The sequence below is a fragment of the Petrimonas mucosa genome (assembly GCF_900095795.1).
Classification (GTDB): domain Bacteria; phylum Bacteroidota; class Bacteroidia; order Bacteroidales; family Dysgonomonadaceae; genus Petrimonas; species Petrimonas mucosa.
Map to the genome: position 1 here is coordinate 773,442 of NZ_LT608328.1, position 16,454 is coordinate 789,895.

General features: G+C 49.9%; 13 protein-coding genes. 4 read left to right on the forward strand and 9 right to left on the reverse strand.

What is annotated here, in order from left to right:
* The first annotated feature begins 33 nt into the window (after window positions 1-33).
* Together guaA and ING2E5A_RS03045 are read left to right on the forward strand one after the other, a co-directional pair.
* Window positions 34-1,554 (forward strand): glutamine-hydrolyzing GMP synthase, encoded by a 1,521-nt coding sequence (gene guaA, locus ING2E5A_RS03040; RefSeq protein ID WP_071136136.1) that lies wholly within the window; start codon window positions 34-36, stop codon window positions 1,552-1,554.
* A 2-nt stretch (window positions 1,555-1,556) separates the two neighbouring features.
* Window positions 1,557-2,546 (forward strand): TlpA disulfide reductase family protein, encoded by a 990-nt coding sequence (locus ING2E5A_RS03045; protein WP_161941942.1) that lies wholly within the window; start codon window positions 1,557-1,559, stop codon window positions 2,544-2,546.
* Here the strand turns inward: ING2E5A_RS03045 and ING2E5A_RS03050 are convergent.
* From ING2E5A_RS03050 to ING2E5A_RS03080, 7 genes are all read right to left on the reverse strand, one after another.
* Window positions 2,535-4,622, reverse strand: coding sequence for an HD family phosphohydrolase (locus ING2E5A_RS03050; protein WP_071136138.1), 2,088 nt, complete (start codon window positions 4,620-4,622; stop codon window positions 2,535-2,537). The genes ING2E5A_RS03045 and ING2E5A_RS03050 overlap by 12 nt on opposite strands.
* Before the next feature lie 23 nt (window positions 4,623-4,645).
* Window positions 4,646-6,175 (reverse strand): glutamate--tRNA ligase, encoded by a 1,530-nt coding sequence (gltX, locus tag ING2E5A_RS03055; RefSeq protein ID WP_071136139.1) that lies wholly within the window; start codon window positions 6,173-6,175, stop codon window positions 4,646-4,648.
* Between the two features lie 16 nt (window positions 6,176-6,191).
* The gene (locus ING2E5A_RS03060; protein WP_071136140.1) at window positions 6,192-6,467 is read right to left on the reverse strand and encodes a DUF4372 domain-containing protein; all 276 of its coding nucleotides are present in this window, start codon (window positions 6,465-6,467) and stop codon (window positions 6,192-6,194) included.
* 314 nt (window positions 6,468-6,781) lie between these two features.
* A complete protein-coding gene (locus tag ING2E5A_RS03065) occupies window positions 6,782-7,441 on the reverse strand; it encodes a WbqC family protein (protein ID WP_071136141.1) in 660 nt (219 codons plus the stop codon).
* Window positions 7,438-8,883: a signal peptidase I gene (gene lepB / locus ING2E5A_RS03070; RefSeq protein ID WP_071138164.1), complete on the reverse strand. Its 1,446-nt coding sequence runs from the start codon at window positions 8,881-8,883 to the stop codon at window positions 7,438-7,440. The genes ING2E5A_RS03065 and lepB overlap by 4 nt, the downstream gene beginning before the upstream one ends.
* A 107-nt stretch (window positions 8,884-8,990) precedes the next feature.
* Complete coding sequence (dapB, locus tag ING2E5A_RS03075) at window positions 8,991-9,713, reverse strand: 4-hydroxy-tetrahydrodipicolinate reductase (RefSeq protein WP_071136142.1); 723 nt, start codon at window positions 9,711-9,713, stop codon at window positions 8,991-8,993.
* Window positions 9,714-9,864: 151 nt separating this feature from the next.
* Window positions 9,865-10,878 (reverse strand): NAD-dependent epimerase/dehydratase family protein, encoded by a 1,014-nt coding sequence (locus ING2E5A_RS03080; RefSeq protein ID WP_071136143.1) that lies wholly within the window; start codon window positions 10,876-10,878, stop codon window positions 9,865-9,867.
* 156 nt (window positions 10,879-11,034) lie between these two features.
* Between ING2E5A_RS03080 and rnr the strand changes: the two genes are divergently transcribed.
* Window positions 11,035-13,179 carry a ribonuclease R gene (gene rnr, locus ING2E5A_RS03085; protein ID WP_071138165.1) on the forward strand — a complete coding sequence of 715 codons (2,145 nt, stop codon included), beginning with the start codon at window positions 11,035-11,037 and terminating at the stop codon, window positions 13,177-13,179.
* Here the strand turns inward: rnr and ING2E5A_RS03090 are convergent, their stop codons facing one another.
* The gene (locus ING2E5A_RS03090; protein ID WP_071136144.1) at window positions 13,180-13,887 is read right to left on the reverse strand and encodes an O-methyltransferase; all 708 of its coding nucleotides are present in this window, start codon (window positions 13,885-13,887) and stop codon (window positions 13,180-13,182) included.
* On the reverse strand, window positions 13,884-15,335 hold the full coding sequence (locus ING2E5A_RS03095) for a lipopolysaccharide biosynthesis protein (RefSeq protein WP_071136145.1): 1,452 nt from the start codon (window positions 15,333-15,335) through the stop codon (window positions 13,884-13,886). The genes ING2E5A_RS03090 and ING2E5A_RS03095 overlap by 4 nt, the downstream gene beginning before the upstream one ends.
* A 154-nt stretch (window positions 15,336-15,489) precedes the next feature.
* On the opposite strand from ING2E5A_RS03095, the gene queG reads away from it, so the two are divergent.
* Window positions 15,490-16,425 (forward strand): tRNA epoxyqueuosine(34) reductase QueG, encoded by a 936-nt coding sequence (queG, locus tag ING2E5A_RS03100; RefSeq protein ID WP_071136146.1) that lies wholly within the window; start codon window positions 15,490-15,492, stop codon window positions 16,423-16,425.
* The last annotated feature ends 29 nt before the right edge of the window (window positions 16,426-16,454 follow it).

Consider the following 16,454-nt stretch of genomic DNA (forward strand, 5'->3'; position numbering starts at 1 on the left):
CTTTGCATCGCACAATAAAAATGCTCGATTAGAATGCACGATAAAATAATTATCCTCGATTTCGGTTCCCAGACAACACAGCTTATCGGTCGTCGGGTGCGTGAACTGAATACCTATTGCGAAATTGTCCCTTTCAACAAATTTCCGTTCGAAGACGAGACGGTGAAAGGTGTAATTCTTTCAGGAAGCCCGTTCTCGGTAAATGATGAGACAGCCTTCAAAACCGATCTCCGCAAGATCCGGCGCAACTATCCGGTATTGGGTATCTGCTACGGGGCACAGTGGATTGCCTACTCATCCGGTGGGGCAGTAGAGAAGAGCGATAGCCGTGAATATGGGAGAGCCCACCTGAGCGTGAAGGAGCCGGAAGATCTGCTCTTGGGGAATATCCCGCAACTTTCACAAGTGTGGATGTCGCACGGGGATACTATCGTGCGGATTCCGGAAGATTTTTCGGTCATCGCTTCCACCGAAGAGGTGGAGATCGCCGCTTACAAGGTAAAGGATGAACCGACTTGGGGGGTGCAGTTCCATCCCGAAGTATTTCATACGGAGCAGGGAACCAGGATTCTCGATAATTTCCTCACCATCTGCGGATGCAGGAGAGACTGGACGCCCGCCTCATTCATTGAATCAACCGTAGCTGAACTGAAAGAGACGCTGGGAGACGACAAGGTGATCCTGGCCCTCTCGGGGGGGGTGGATTCCTCCGTGGTTGCCGTCTTGCTGAACAAGGCAATAGGAAAGAATCTGACCTGCATCTTCGTCAATCATGGACTGCTGCGCAAAAATGAGTTCGAAACCGTACTTGAGAATTATGAGCACCTGGGACTGAACGTGATCGGTGTAGATGCCCGTGAACGCTTCTACCGGGAGTTGGCAGGGGTGACCGACCCTGAACAGAAGCGGAAGATTATCGGAAAAGGATTTATCGATCTCTTCGAGGAGGAGGCCGGTAAGCTGAAAGAGATCAAGTGGCTGGCACAGGGGACGATCTACCCCGATATCATCGAGTCGCTTTCCATTACTGGAACCGTTATCAAAAGCCATCACAATGTGGGAGGTCTTCCCGAGAAGATGAACCTGAAACTGTGCGAACCGTTGCGGTTGCTCTTTAAGGATGAAGTGAGGAAGATTGGACTGGAGCTCGGCATGAAGCCGCATCTGATTTATCGCCACCCCTTCCCCGGCCCCGGATTGGGTATCCGGATCCTGGGCGATATCACACCGGAAAAGGTGCGTATCGCACAGGATGCTGACGATATTTTCATCTCGAACCTCAGGGATGCCGGGCTCTACGACAAGGTGTGGCAGGCTGGAGCCATTCTTCTGCCGGTGCAATCGGTGGGAGTGATGGGTGACGAACGGACATACGAAAACACCGTTGCTTTGCGTGCCGTAACCTCAACCGACGCCATGACGGCCGATTGGGCTCATCTTCCGTATGAATTCCTGGCAAAGGTGTCGAGCGAGATCATCAATAAGGTAAAAGGGGTGAACCGTGTGGTCTACGATATCTCGTCGAAACCGCCGGCAACCATAGAATGGGAATAGGCATGATGAAAAGGATCTCATATATTCTTCTGATCGCACTGTCGATCATGGCGTGCCGGCCGACCGGAAAGAGTGACGGTTTCACGCTTACAGGGACGGTTCCGGCCGGGTTTACCGGGAAGGTCTACCTGCAGGAGTATAAGAACAGGAAATATATCGACCTCGATTCCGCAGAGATATCGGAAGGGAGATTCATCTTTACGGGTATTCTGGCTGAACCTGCAGTCTATACGATAACATCGTCACAAAAGTCGAAAAGGATCCAGCTTTTCCTGGATAATGGTCCATTGGATCTGGAGGTGACGGACGATTGGGAGGTCGCACTCCTCAAGGGATCGGAAGAGGCGGAGATGTTTCACCGGATGTTACCCGTGATGGCGAAAGGAACAGCGAGTCCCGACAGCCTCCTGCTGGCCAATCCGGCATCTTCGGCGGCACTCTATTTTCTGAACCGAAATATCTACAAATATGATTATGAGAGGCTGAAACTTATCCGCAAACAGCTCTCAGCCTCATTGAACAGCCACTCATACATGAAGGAGCTGGAGGAGAACCTGGCCCGTTTGGAAAATGTACTTCCCGGAAAGGTCGCTCCCGATTTCGCACTCCCGACCGTTTCGGGTGATACGCTCTCACTGAGTTCATTGCGGGGAGAGTATCTGTTGGTAGATTTCTGGGCCTCCTGGTGTCCCGATTGCCGGAAAGCGAGCCCCACACTGGTTGAACTCCATGAACGGTTCAAAGATAAGAACCTCACTATTGTCGGGGTATCGATCGATGAGGAGAGAAGCCGTTGGCTGAATGCTATTGAAAAGGATGGCCTGGCCTGGCAGCAGGTAATCTCCGAGGGTGGATGGAACAGCAACGAGCTGAAAGCGTATGCGGTACGCTGGCTACCGACAAGCTACCTGATTGACCCGGAAGGGGTAATTGTTGCGAAAAGCATCGAGGTGAGCCGGCTGATACCGCAGATCGAGGCGCTACTCAACTGATTCCGGCTTGGATGGAGCCGGGTTTTCCAGCGCAGGATAGGCGATACGCGTATGGTAGATGGTCTGGAGTTTCTGCTGGAAGACCTCCTTTATCATTGCAATGTCGCGGAAAGTGATGGGGGCCAGTTTGAAGTACCCTTCTGCCACTTGCGAGTCGATCAGTGTCTCCACCAGATTTCGGATGCTCTCTTCGCTGTATTCGGGCAGACTTCTTGATGCAGCCTCCACCGCATCGGCCATCATCATGATGGCGGTCTCTTTCGAAAAAGGATTGGGGCCGGGGTAGTGGAACAGCTCTTCGTTGATCTCTTTTCCGGGATTGGCATTCTTCCAGGAGATATAGAAATATTTGGGCACGCTCGTTCCGTGATGTGTCTCGATAAAGTCGATAATCTGCTTCGGCAGGTTATTTTTTTGTGCAATCTTCACCCCATCCTTCACGTGGTTGATAATGATCCTGGCACTCTCTTCAAAAGGGAGTCCCGCATGCGGATTCATTCTGGGCGATTGATTCTCGGTAAAGAAGGCGGGATTGACCATTTTCCCGATATCGTGATAGAGCGCACCGGTTCTTATCAGGGAGGCATTGGCTCCGATTTTCATTGCGGCGGCCATGCCCAGGTTGGAGACCTGCAACGAATGTTGAAAAGTTCCCGGAGCCTTTTCCGATAGTTCCTTCAGTAATGGCTTGTTGATATTGGACAGTTCGATCAGGCTTACTCCCGAAATGAAACCGAACGATTTTTCGATAAGGTATACCAGCGAATAGGAAAAGAGGATAAAGATGAAGTTGATGAAGAAATAGATGAAAACAACCGGATCGATCTTGTTGATGTTTCCCTCCTGGTGCATGACCAACCCGATATACATCAAGCTATAGGCCAGCAATATGAAGAATGAGCTGCGAATCAACTGGTAACGCTCTGAAAGCTCTTTCAGCATGATGATCGACACCATGGCCACTGCGATCTGTATCACGATAAACTCGAAGGGGAAAGGTACCATCAGCGAGCAGAGGACAATGGTGATCAGGCTGGCGAACAGGGCAGTGCGGGAGTCGATAAAGGTGCGTATCAGGATGGTGACGATGGCGTAGGGTATAATATAGACGTTGAAGAGGTTGAGTTGGCAGGTGATTGCCGTAAGTGCGACGAATGTGTTGATTACCAGCATCATGAAAGTGGCATTCTTCCTGTTGCGGAACTCGTTCGGACGGAAAAAGAGCAGAAATGCATAAAAGGCTCCAAACTGAAGGAGAACCAGTATAAGTTGTCCGAAAATCATCCAGCCGTTTTTGCCGGTTCGTCCGCTCCGCTCCTCGGTTACCCGCTTCAGTGAGTTCAACACCTTGTAGGTCTGTGCATTGACAATCTCTCCCTGGTCGATGATGCGCTCTCCTGCCTGGACCATCCCCGAAGAGGGGGATACTTGCTGGATAAATTCTTCCCTTGCTTTTTCCGACGTGGATGCATCGTAGACAATGTTCTCGCGGAGATACCGGTTGATATCCGCCATCCGGATCAGTTCAACGTCCATTCCCTTGGGAGTATTGTCGAGAAGCTGCTCGTATGCCGATTTGATGGTGCTGAACATCTCCACACTCTTTGATTCGGCCAGGTTCCCTTTTTTCAGCCGCAAGGATTGTGTTTCAGAAGCGAAGATCTTGTCGTAATCGTCCGAGCGCATGATCCCCGACCGGTATATCTTTTGCAGGCCGTTTCTGAGGTAAAGGATATAGTCCGGGGGAAGGTTGCTCAGTTTGGTATTCAGGTTGACGTCGGCATCAAACTCGGCAATGGCATTTTTCTCAACCTCCTCGTCGATGGTGTAATAGGGCTCGTAAAAGCGGAGAATGCTGTCGCGTTCGGCTTTCAACTGTTCCACCGGTTTATAGATGGGAAAATCGAACGGAGCGGTCAGAAGACCGTATTGCCAAGGTTTTCCTTCACTGAATGAGTACCTGAAATCTCCCTGGCGGGGAAAAAGCAGTGTGACCAGCGCAATTGCCAGGATAAAGAGGGTCGGGACAAAAATGTGGGTTTTCAGTCTGAATTTTCTTTTTGATTTCTGGTTCATACGTTCGATTTGTTGTTGATTAGTTACTGGTCTTCCGGTGCCGGAATCATCTCTATGGCTCTTCTCAGGCGATCGATGGTCTCCTGCCTGCCCAATAACGAGGAGATTTCGAACATCTGGGGACCCTTGCTCTCGCCCACCAGGGCCAACCGGAAAGCATTCATGATGTTGCCGAGGTGGTAGCCCTTCTCCTCGATCCACTGCTTCACGATCTTCTCCTGATTCCCGGCAGAGAAGTCATCAATACTCTCCAGTAGACCGATCAATTCGTTGAGCTGCGCCGGACTCTCTTTTTTCCACCGTTTCCTGACCGTCTTCTCATCGTATGAAACCGGTGCAATGAAGAAGAATGAAACCTGATCCCATAGCTCTCTCACAAAATTGATCCGCTCCTTCATCACCGCGATAACATTGGCCACGTAGCTCATGTCACAGGAGATATTTTTTTCGGCAAGAACAGGTTGGAACATCTCTGCCAGCTGTTCGTTTGGTCTGGCTTGAATATGCTTGTGATTGAACCACTTGGCCTTTTCAAAGTCGAATTTGGCGCCACTCTTGCTACACCGTTCGAACGAAAAGGCTGCGACCAGTTCCTCGAGCGAGAAGATCTCCTGTTCCGTGCCGGGGTTCCATCCCAGAAAGGCCAGGAAGTTGATGACCGCCTCCGGGAGATAGCCGCTTTCACGGTATCCAGATGATAGCTCGCCCGATTTAGGATCTCTCCATTCCAGCGGAAAGACCGGGAACCCGAGCCTGTCACCGTCGCGTTTACTCAGCTTCCCGTTGCCCTCAGGTTTGAGGAGAAGCGGCAGGTGTGCAAACGCCGGCATGGTCTCTGCCCAGCCGAGACTGTTGTAAAGCCATACATGAAGGGGGGCAGACGGTAACCACTCCTCACCCCGAATAACGTGCGTGATCTCCATCAGGTGGTCGTCCACCACGTTGGCCAGATGGTATGTAGGCAGTTCGTCGGCCGATTTGTAGATCACCTTGTCGTCGAGCACCGACGAGTTGATCACCACCTCACCCCGGATCAGGTCGTTTACGGTAATGTCGATCTGCGGTTCGATCTTTATGCGTACCACATACTGGGTGCCGCTGTCGATCAGCCGCGCTACCTCCTCAGCCGGCAGTGTCAGTGAATTCCTCATCTGAAGCCGGGTAGAGGCATCGTATTGAAAATTGGGAATCTCATTACGTTTTGCCTCCAGCTCCTCGGGGGTGTCGAAGGCGATGTAAGCCAGCTTGTTGTCAAGCAATTGCGTGACGTACCTCTTGTAGATCTCTTTTCGTTCCGACTGCCGGTAGGGTCCGAATTTTCCTCCCTTGGCGGGACTCTCGTCAAATGGTAATCCCAGCCAGTCGAAAGCTTCCTGGATGTAGGCTTCGGCACCGGGTACAAACCGGTTTGAATCGGTATCTTCAATCCGGAGAATAAAATCACCCTCCTGCTGTTTTGCAAAGAGGTAGTTGTATAGTGCGGTGCGAACCCCGCCAATATGAAGCGGCCCTGTGGGGCTGGGGGCGAAACGTACTCTTGTTCTTCTGTTCATAATTATGGTGTTGAGCCTACAAAGGTAAGAAAAAATGAGCAAGAGATATAAAAAAAGAAGAGACTGTTTCGATCACAGGAAACAGTCTCTTGCGTTCAGATTCAATTGCCACAATCAAATCACGTAAACTGTCACGGTTGGTAAGTTGCCCGAACACCATTACAAGAAGTTGATTCCAACATGTAAAATGTTTTACATATCTGTTACCATCATACTTTAAGACAATGGTGTCAAAAACTCGCTGAGGTAAAAATTCTACAATCTGAGCATACACGAATTTGCCTTTGTTCATTGTTCCTTCATAATAAAAAGAACAAAAATAAAAATTCAAATCGTCACGCCGAAAAAAGTCCTGTAAAGTATAGTATATCAATAATTTCAAAGAACATTTTCTAATTTTTAGTGGACACTAATGACCTAAAGATACAAAATATTGCAAAAAAACACAACTGTTTATGAGGTTATTTTACTGAATATCTGATAAATATACGCTTTTAAGGAACGACTATATAGAAGCAGCAATCAATAAATATTTTGCAAAGATAATTAAATTTTATTATTTAAAAGAGGTTTGATGCAAAATATAGTTAAAAAATGTTTACGGCTTCACAGCCATAACCTGGCTTCATTGCCCATATTGAACAGCAGGTCGATGATGCTTGCATTCTGGATAAACCCCAGTTTCCGGCCAAACACCTGGTAATAGGGGCGGATAGTGAATCGGGAAGGCCGTTTAGGATGGATGGCCTCTCTGTAATCATTCACATCTGCGGTCACTTCGGCTACATATTCCGAGGAGAGCTCGAATGGGGTATCAATTCGCAGCCATTTACAGATGAGCTGGTGCAGTTGAAGATTGAAATCGGCGAGAAATTCAATTCTCTTTTCGTAGAAAGGGTGCAGTTCGTCGGCATAATATTCGAAGAAGGGGGTGGAGTTGTATGCCGAAACGATCGCATTCCAGTGCAGGTGTCGCCAGTTGCCATGGTCGGCAATGCGGATATCCTTCATCCGGCACTCTGCGGCTGAGGGCTTCTCCACCGGGATACTGAGCGGCATCAAACCGTTTGCCCCCACAATGTTGCATCGGTTCCGGTAGGATTGCTTCTGGTAGTTCTCGTGCAGTTCGACAACTACTTTCCTGGCATGAAAGAGATGCGAGTAGTATTCGATGGGTGCCAAGTAGAGGGCTGAAAGCAAAAGAGTACCCGATCCTCCGGGAGGGGGAGCGGGTACCGGCAGACGACGATTTTTGGGAGAGATCATTTTTTTGCGCTTCTAAAGAGCCTGTTCCACCTGATCTTTCCGTTCAGCCATCCCTTGTCCTTCTCCAGCGAGAGCCATATCAGCATGGGTTGGCCTACGATATGGTCTTCAGGGACAAACCCCCATACGCGCGAATCGGCAGAGTTGTGCCGGTTGTCGCCCATCATGAAGTAGTAATCCATCTTGAAGGTGTATGCATCCGCCTGCTCCCCGTTGATATATACTTTCCCGTCGCGGAAGGCAAAATCGTTACCTTCGTAATTCTTGATACAACGTTCGTATGCTGCCGCTTTAAACGCCACATCGGTATCGAACGTGATGGTGGCCCCTCTCTTCGGAATCCATAGCGGTCCGAAGTCGGCGCGGGTCCAGTTGGTGGGATAGTTGACGGGGTAGTAATAACCGGATCCGGGCTGTTCCACCTCTTTAATCACCTCCCATACGAAAGGTTTCTCTTTCAGTTTTGCAACCATGGAGCTGGTCAACGGGATGTTGTAGAAGATCCTGCCGTTGTTGCCGTTCCGCCGTTGCAGTCCGGAATGGGCCATGGTCAGGCTGTCGATGCCGGTCAAATCCTGCATCTTGAGAGAGAATTGTCCATAGCTATTCGGTATCAGATAGTCATCCTTGTTGATACCCAACTCTTGGAAGATCTGCTCCGAAATAACCGTCCCGTCCGTGTGGATCATATAGGTCAACTGCGATAGTTCCGGACTGGGAATCAGTTTCCCGTCAATAAAGACGCTATCGTCGCGCAGCTCGATGGTTTCACCCGGAAGGCCGATACAGCGTTTCACATAGTTCTCGCGCCTGTCTACCGGCCGAAAGACCACTTCGCCGTATGTTCTCCGGTCGGAACGTATTCCTGCGCTTCCATTGGAGTTATATTTGGAGAGGGTATAGAAGTCGACACCCTGCTGGTTGAGGGCAACCGTATCTCCGGCTGGGAAATTGAACACCACGATGTCGTTGCGTTTTACCTCGCCGACTCCCTTCAGTCGCCGGTATTTCCACTGCGGCTTGTCGATGTACGATTTGCCTCCGATTAGTGGCATCGTATGCTGGGCCAACGGGAATGACAGGGGGGTCATGGGTGCGCGGGGTCCGTAGCTTATTTTGCTGACCGCAAGAAAATCACCCACCAGCAGCGACTTCTCGAGTGAGGAGGTCGGGATCTGGTAGTTCTGGAAGAAAAAGGTGTTGATGAAGTAAACCGCTATCAGTGCAAACAGGATCGCATCCACCCACTCCATCGTCTTCCGTACTGTCTTGTTCCTGGCTCTTTTCCACCACGACCAAGGCACGAATTTAGTGATATATATGTCGAAAAAAAGCAGAGTGAAGAGCAAGATCCACAGGATGCCGGCCCAGGCAGTAAAGAGCAGGGTGATGAGCGTCCATACGCCGAACCATATCCATTGGTGCTTGTCGGCAGCGGAAATGCGCGTTTTCAGAGTTGCCCGGGAAGAGGTGTGCGAAGTGTTGTTGTTGTCGTAGCGCTCTTTTTTCATTTTCATCAATGATTTTGCAGTTGTGTTGAACAGTTGGGTCAGGATTGCAGGTCGAGCATGTCGTTCATGCCCAGGAACCCCTTTTTCCCTTTCGTGAACTCGGCGGCTAAGACAGCGCCAAGGGCAAATCCCTTCCGGCTTTTGGCATCGTGGGTGATGCGGATGATGTCGGCATCCGATTCGTAGACGACAGTATGAATGCCGGGCACTTCCCCTTCCCGGAATGCCTTAATCTGCAGTTCGTCATTGCCGTTCGCCTTGTCGAGTACCCATCTATCCTTGCGCTCCAGGTTTTCAAGAATACCTTCGGCCAGGGTGATGGCTGTTCCGCTCGGCGCATCCAGTTTATGGATGTGATGTGTCTCCTCCATCTTCACGTCGTAATCGGAAAACCGGTTCATGATCCTGGCCAGATAGTTGCTGAGGGCGAAGAAGATGTTTACGCCCAAACTGAAATTTGAAGCGTAGAAGAAGGTCTGTCCCCCGTTTTCACAGGCAGCCTTTACCTCATCCAGCCGCTCCAACCATCCGGTTGTTCCGGATACTACGGGGATGTTGGCCGCAAAAGCCTTTCTGTAGTTATGCAGGGCGCTCTCGGGAGAGGTGAATTCGATGGCGACGTCTGCGCTCCTGAATTCGGGAGAGTCAAATTTTTCGGGGTTGTTGACATCGATGATGCAGGCGATCTCGTGTCCCCGTTCCAGGGCAATCTTTTCGATCTCGCGGCCCATCTTTCCGTAACCGATCAATGCAATCTTCATATGGTTATCTTCCGGTTTATTGTTTTCCTTTTCCGTCGTCCAGCGTACGTTGCTGGCTATTGCAAAGGTATAAAAAAAAGTTGTTCGGAAGGGTTGAGGCAGTTATTTGTTCTTAAATTGCAGCTGCTGTTGGTCCCCTCCTGGCACAAACTCAGAGCCAACCTTTCTCCCTGTACCATTTTACGGTAGCTTCAACCCCCTCTTTCAGCCGGTAGGTGGGTTGGAAGTCGAGATCGTGCTGAAGTGGGGTGATGTCGCACGACCAGTTCCGCTGCTTCATGATCCGGTATTTATCGGTATTGAATGTGGAGGTTCTGCCCGTCAGCCCCGCGAAGGTTTCACTGAGGAGTGCAGCCGGCTTTACGAGCCATAACGGCAGGGTGATTCTGAAGAGATGTCGCTTCTGCAAGGCTTGCTGCACGATGGCATTGAATTCAGAACCTGTATAGTTTTCCCCGTCGGCCACGAAATACTCCTTTCGGATAATGCCCCTCTCGATGCACCGGAAAACTACTTTCACCAGGTCCTCGGCGTGAATGAACGTGAGTATCTGTTTGCGGAATCCGACACCCACGCTCAACCCCCTCTTTACGGCCTTCATCAGGATCAGGTAATCCCTGTCGCGTGGTCCGTAAACGCCGGTGGGTCGAAGGATGAGATAGGGAAAGTCGGGCAATCCCTTCAGGTAATTTTCGGTTTTCAACTTACTTTTCCCATAGGCCGTATTGGGGTTGGGGAGAGCGTCGTGCCTGAACGGTGTATAGTTTGCTTCATCGCCTGCCCCCATAATGCTCAGCGAACTCATAAAGATAAACTGGTCGGGGAGGGTATCGGTTTCAATCAGTGCATCCACGAAATTGCGGACCTGCTCATGGTTAACCCTGTCGAAATCTGCTTTGTGACGAGCCTTGGTTATTCCGGCATTGTGCACGATATGGTGGAACCGTCCATATTTCCCTGCAAACTCCAGGAGTTGCCCTTTCAGTTTCTCCTTATCCCCGTAGTTGAGATCGATAAACTTTATACGCTCGTCCTGCAGATAGGTCCTGCTGCTGCTCGCCCTGATCCCGGCCCAGGTTTCGTAACCCAGTTGCAACGCCTTGTCAACAGCCGTGCTACCGATAAATCCGCTCGCTCCGGTAATGAGTATTCTTTTCTGCTCCATTCCTTTCAAAATTCAATTGCAAATTTAATCATTCTCCTGTTGATTCAGCTGCTTGAGCTCAACAACCTGAGGAAAAGAATAATTTTTTCTCTCCTTGTTCTAACTAAAACGGCTTTTCGTTGTTTAATATTTGATATGAGAAACAATATTGATCACATGAGTAAAAAAACATCAGTTGCGGAATCGGTGTCAAAGCCGAAGAAGAAAGAGCTGGAACAGCTTGTTGTCGATTTCCTGACTGCCAATAAAGAGAAACAGTTTAACTACAAGCAGATAGCCGCTGCGATTAACATCCGGGGAGAAGAGGGGCGGCGCGTATTGATAAAAGTCCTCGACCGGCTACGCGATTATGACGTATTGCTGGAGACTTCTCGCGGAAGATACAAGATAAATAACCGCGGATTGATTCTTGAAGGCCGTTTTGAGAGACGAAGCAATGGTAAGAACTTCTTTGTTCCCGATGACGATGCAAACATCATCTATATTCCCGAACGGAACAGCAAGCATGCAATGAACGGCGACCGGGTCCGTGTTCAGTTGCTTGCCAAGAGGAAACATGCAGACACCGAAGGTGTGGTGATTGAGATTCTGGAACGCGCCCAGACCCGGTTTGTGGGGGTATTGGAGGTACAGAAATATTTTGCTTTCCTGGTGATGGACAGCAAGTTTTTGGCCAACGATATTTTTATTCCGATGGATGAACTCAACGGTGCCAAGAATGGGGACAAAGTTGTGGTGGAGATTGTGGAGTGGCCCGAAAAAGCCAACAATCCGGTTGGCAAAGTGATCGACGTATTGGGCAAACCGGGTAACAATACCACCGAGATGCATGCCATCCTGGCGCAATACGGATTACCGTACAGCTATCCCGCCGAAGTGGAGAAAGCGGCGGAACTGATTCCCGACAAGATCGACAAGAAGGAGATTGCGCGACGGGAGGATTTCCGAAATGTATTTACGCTGACCATCGATCCGGCCGATGCCAAAGATTTCGATGACGCCCTGTCGCTTCGTAAACTTTCACCCACATTGTGGGAGGTGGGCGTACATATTGCCGACGTAACCCATTATGTGAAACCGGGCGACCTGATTGACCGGGAGGCAGAGAGGAGGGCAACCTCCATCTACCTTGTCGACAGGACCATCCCGATGTTGCCCGAGAGGTTGAGTAACGTTCTCTGTTCACTCAGACCGAAGGAGGACAAGCTCTGTTTTTCGGTAATCTTTGAACTCGACGAGAATGCGGAGATTAAAAAGTCGCGCATTACCCGTACCGTTATCCATTCCGATGTCAGGCTTACCTATGAAGAGGCCCAGGCCGTAATTGAGACCGGTAAAGGCGATTTCTCGTCGGAAATCCTGGTACTGAACGACCTGGCACAGAAGATGCGGGAAAGGCGTTTTGCCAATGGAGCCATCAATTTTGAGCGCTATGAGGTGAAGTTCAACCTCGATGAAAAAGGTAAACCGCTGGGTGTCTATTTCAAGGAGTCGAAAGAAGCGAACCACCTTATCGAGGAGTTCATGCTGCTGGCCAACAAGACGGTGGCGGAATCGATAGGAAAGGTGCCGAAAAACAAGAATGCAAAAACATTCGTCTACCGCATCCACGATATTCCCGATTCCGAGAAGCTGGATACCCTGAATACCTTTATTCTCCGCTTCGGACACAAGATAAAGACAGAAGGGAGCAAGGTGGAGGTGGCGAAGAGTATCAATTCGTTGCTGGACAAGGTGCAGGGACGTCCCGAGGAGAACCTGATCGAGACGATTGCCATCCGCACCATGTCGAAAGCGGTCTACTCTACCAAGAACGTGGGGCATTACGGTCTGGCTTTCGATTACTATACCCATTTCACCTCCCCGATCCGAAGGTACCCCGACATGATGGTGCACCGGCTGCTGGAGCGTTATCTCAATGGAGGCAGCTCTGTCGACCAGTCAGAGTTGGAGATGGAGTGCAAGCACTCGTCCGACATGGAGCAGGTGGCTGCCAATGCCGAACGCGATTCCATCAAGTATAAGCAGGTGGAATTTATGGCTGACAAGGTGGGTAAGGTGTATGACGGTGTGGTATCGGGCATTACCGAGTGGGGACTCTACGTGGAGATCAACGAGAACAAGTGCGAGGGAATGATCCCGATCCGCGAACTGGACGACGATTTCTACGAACTCGACGAGAAGAATTACCGGCTGGTAGGCCGACGTACCAAGCGCGAATACCGCCTTGGTCAACCACTCTCCATTCAGGTTGCACGTGCCAACCTCGAAAGGAAGCAGCTGGACTTCGTGCTGGCCTGATCAGAGCCTTTTGAAAAATGAGGTTCTGGTGAACGCATGCTGAAAAAAGACCGGACCCTGAAATTCGGTCTTTTCCCATTTTGTTGCATCCTGAAGTTCTGGGAAGGGAGCCAGATAATAGCTCCTGTCGGTGTTATCCACAATCAGGTAGCCGCCTCTCTTTACATGTGGAATGGCCCGTTTAATGCAGCAGTTCCTCACCCTGCCGTCCACCACCACCAGATCGAAGTGTTCTTCAGGAAAGGGGTCAATTGCTTTGACATACTCCTCGAACGAGAGGCCGGCCGATTTCCTGTCGTTCGACACAAAATCGTCGGGATTGCGATAATCCCTTTCGTTGAAATCATCAATCCTGCTTCCCGGAATCTCCCGGATATTTACATTCATAACATGCAGCTTTTCCATCTTTTTAGTGAGAAAACCCCGCCAATCCGGATCATGCTCTACGGTGTGCACCTCTTTGCACCTCGCGGCGAAGAAGAGGGTAGATCCGCCCGATCCCCATTCAAAAACCTCCATATCGGGGTGACATATCCGCGAAAGAAAATCAACAGCATCGTAGGTCATCCAGGGTAAGCGGCGACTCAGGGTAGAATCGCCCGATTTCTTATCGGTATACCAGCGACTATACTGTTTGATATGAGACAACGTCCTGTTCTTTAGTGCATAGTCGAGCGCAAAACGGACATAGAGTAAAAAATCCTTCATCTCTTCTCTTGTTTTCTTTTTTCAAACCAATGTTCAATCTCTTTCAACATCTCCAGCTTGACGAGCTTGCAGATGAAGATATATAATAGAGGGGCAATAACCAGGTTGAATAGTATGAAAAGCGCATTGTTGTCGATCTTCCGGGTAGTGAGGTAGGCGGCAGCAGAGCTGATTGCCGCCAGAACCAGGTAGGGACCGATATCTTTAATCAGGTGCAGCAGGGTGTACCGGATCACTCTCCCCGCCAATATCACGGAGATCAGGAGCGAGACAACCGTATAGATGATCCAGCTGATGGCCAGGGCGGCGATGCCGTGTGGAAAAAGAAGGAGAATCAATACTACCAGTATCACTCCCTTGATCAGCTCAATTCCCAGGAAATAGCGGGCATTCTCCTTTGCTATGAAGAGCTCCTGAAAGATATGGATGAAAGGGGAGAGCATTCCCGCAAAGGTGAGGATCTGGAAGTAGGGGACTGCAGGTAGCCACTTCTCCTTGAAAAGCAGGTAGAAGACAGGTTCTGCAATGGCGATCATGATAAATCCGATGGGGAAGGCGAGGAATGCGATCGATTTGATGATCTTGCTGACCACTCTCTTTAACCGTTCATGCTGCTCGTTGATTTCCGACAGAATAAGCATCGCTACCGACCGGAATGCATTTCCCAGTGTAAGGAAGGGAATCTCCTGGTATTTTTTCGCCTGGTTGAAGTAGGCCACCTGGTTCATCGGATAGAATGTTGCGATCAGGCTCGGGTAGATATTGTTCACCGTAGTAGTAATTACTGACGTTGCCAGCAGCTTGTTGCCGAAGGCAAAGAACGATCTCAGGCTCTTCCAGTTGAATCGTGCGGTGGGCCGCCAGGGGGAATAGGACCAGAGGAAGAGGGAGCGGAAAAAAGCGTAGAGCAGCGTCTGGGCGACCAGCGACCATACACCGTATCCTGCGATGGCCATGACGACCGCCGTTACCCCTGAAAGCAGCAGTGCCAGCGTGTTCACCTGGGTGAGTCCTCTGAAATTTGCATTTTTGGTGAGCAAGGTTTGATGAATCAGGCCAAATGCATTGAAGATAAGCGATATGAATAGGATCCGGACAATGTTTGTGATGGCAGGGGCATGGAACATCCTTGCCAGCAGTGGGGCTGAAATGAAAAAGAGCAGGTAAAGGATTATGCTCAGCGAAACGTTAAAGTAAAAGACAGTGGCATAGTCGCCCTCGTGCAGCTCTTTACGATTCAGTAGAACCCGGCCGAACCCACTGTCGATCAGAATGGACGAAAACGCGATAAAGACAGCCAGCGAACCTACCAGACCATACTCCTCCGCAGCAACGATATTCATCAAGATCAACATGCTGGCAAAGTTGAGTATCTGTTGCCCAAATTTGTCGAGAAAACTCCAGAAAAGGGAATCGGTTGTCTTCTTTTTTAGTGCGGAATCGGCCATACCGGTGATTTAACTGTACAAAAATAGCTAATTTTTGGATCAAAAAGCGGGATAAAGCTCTTTTTACCCTCTCCATTGCCTGCTTATTCCCTCTTTTTTGTACATTTGATCCTGATAAGAGGGGTTCAATAAACTAAGTTTAAATCTCTTTCCAATGACTTTTTCCGAGGAGATAAAAGCGTATGCACGCTCGCTCGGTTTTGATGCCTGCGGCATCTGCCGGGCCGAAGAGAGTGGGGAGGAAGCGCGTTACATGGCATGGCTTTCTGAGGAGTGTCATGCAGGAATGAGCTATCTGGAACGGAATATCGAGAAGCGGTTGGACCCCAGGTTATTGGTCGACGGGGCAAAATCGATCATCTCGGTTGCGTTGAACTACTTTCCTCACCGGTTCCGGCATGAGGATGCTCCCCGGTTTGCCTATTACGCTTACGGTGAGGATTATCACGACGTGGTGAAGAAGAAGTTGAGCCGGCTTTTAGAATTCATACAGGGTCGTTCTCCCGGGGTCTCCGGACGCTATTTTTCAGACTCCGCCCCCGTATTGGAGCGTTTCTGGGCGGCACGTGCCGGATTGGGCTTTGTGGGGAAGAATACCTTGCTGATCATTCCCGGTAAAGGATCCTACTTCTTTTTGGGTGAACTGATTGTCGACCTCGAACTCGATTACGACTCCCCCCTATCTCAACACTGCGGAAAGTGTCGCCGATGCCTGGATGCCTGTCCCACCGGAGCAATCGAAAAACCGAAATGGGTGAATGCCCGTAAGTGCATATCCTACCAGACCATCGAGAACAAGGGCGAGATTTCGCCCGAGATAATTCCTCGAATGAGCAATAACCTGTATGGTTGCGATATCTGCCAACTTGTCTGTCCCTGGAACCGTTATGCCCGTCCGCACACCACGCCGGAATTCCACCCCTCCGAGCAGTTCCTGTCGCTCGATTACGAGAGTCTGCAGGAGATGGATGAAGATACCTATCGCAAGATATTCAGCAAATCTGCCGTAAAGAGAGCGAAATTCAGTGGATTGAAAAGGAATCTCGAGGCCTGGAAATGTTCCAGAGAATCGGGAGGCGAGATTTCCTGAACTCACTATTTTTAGCTACTTTTGCACAT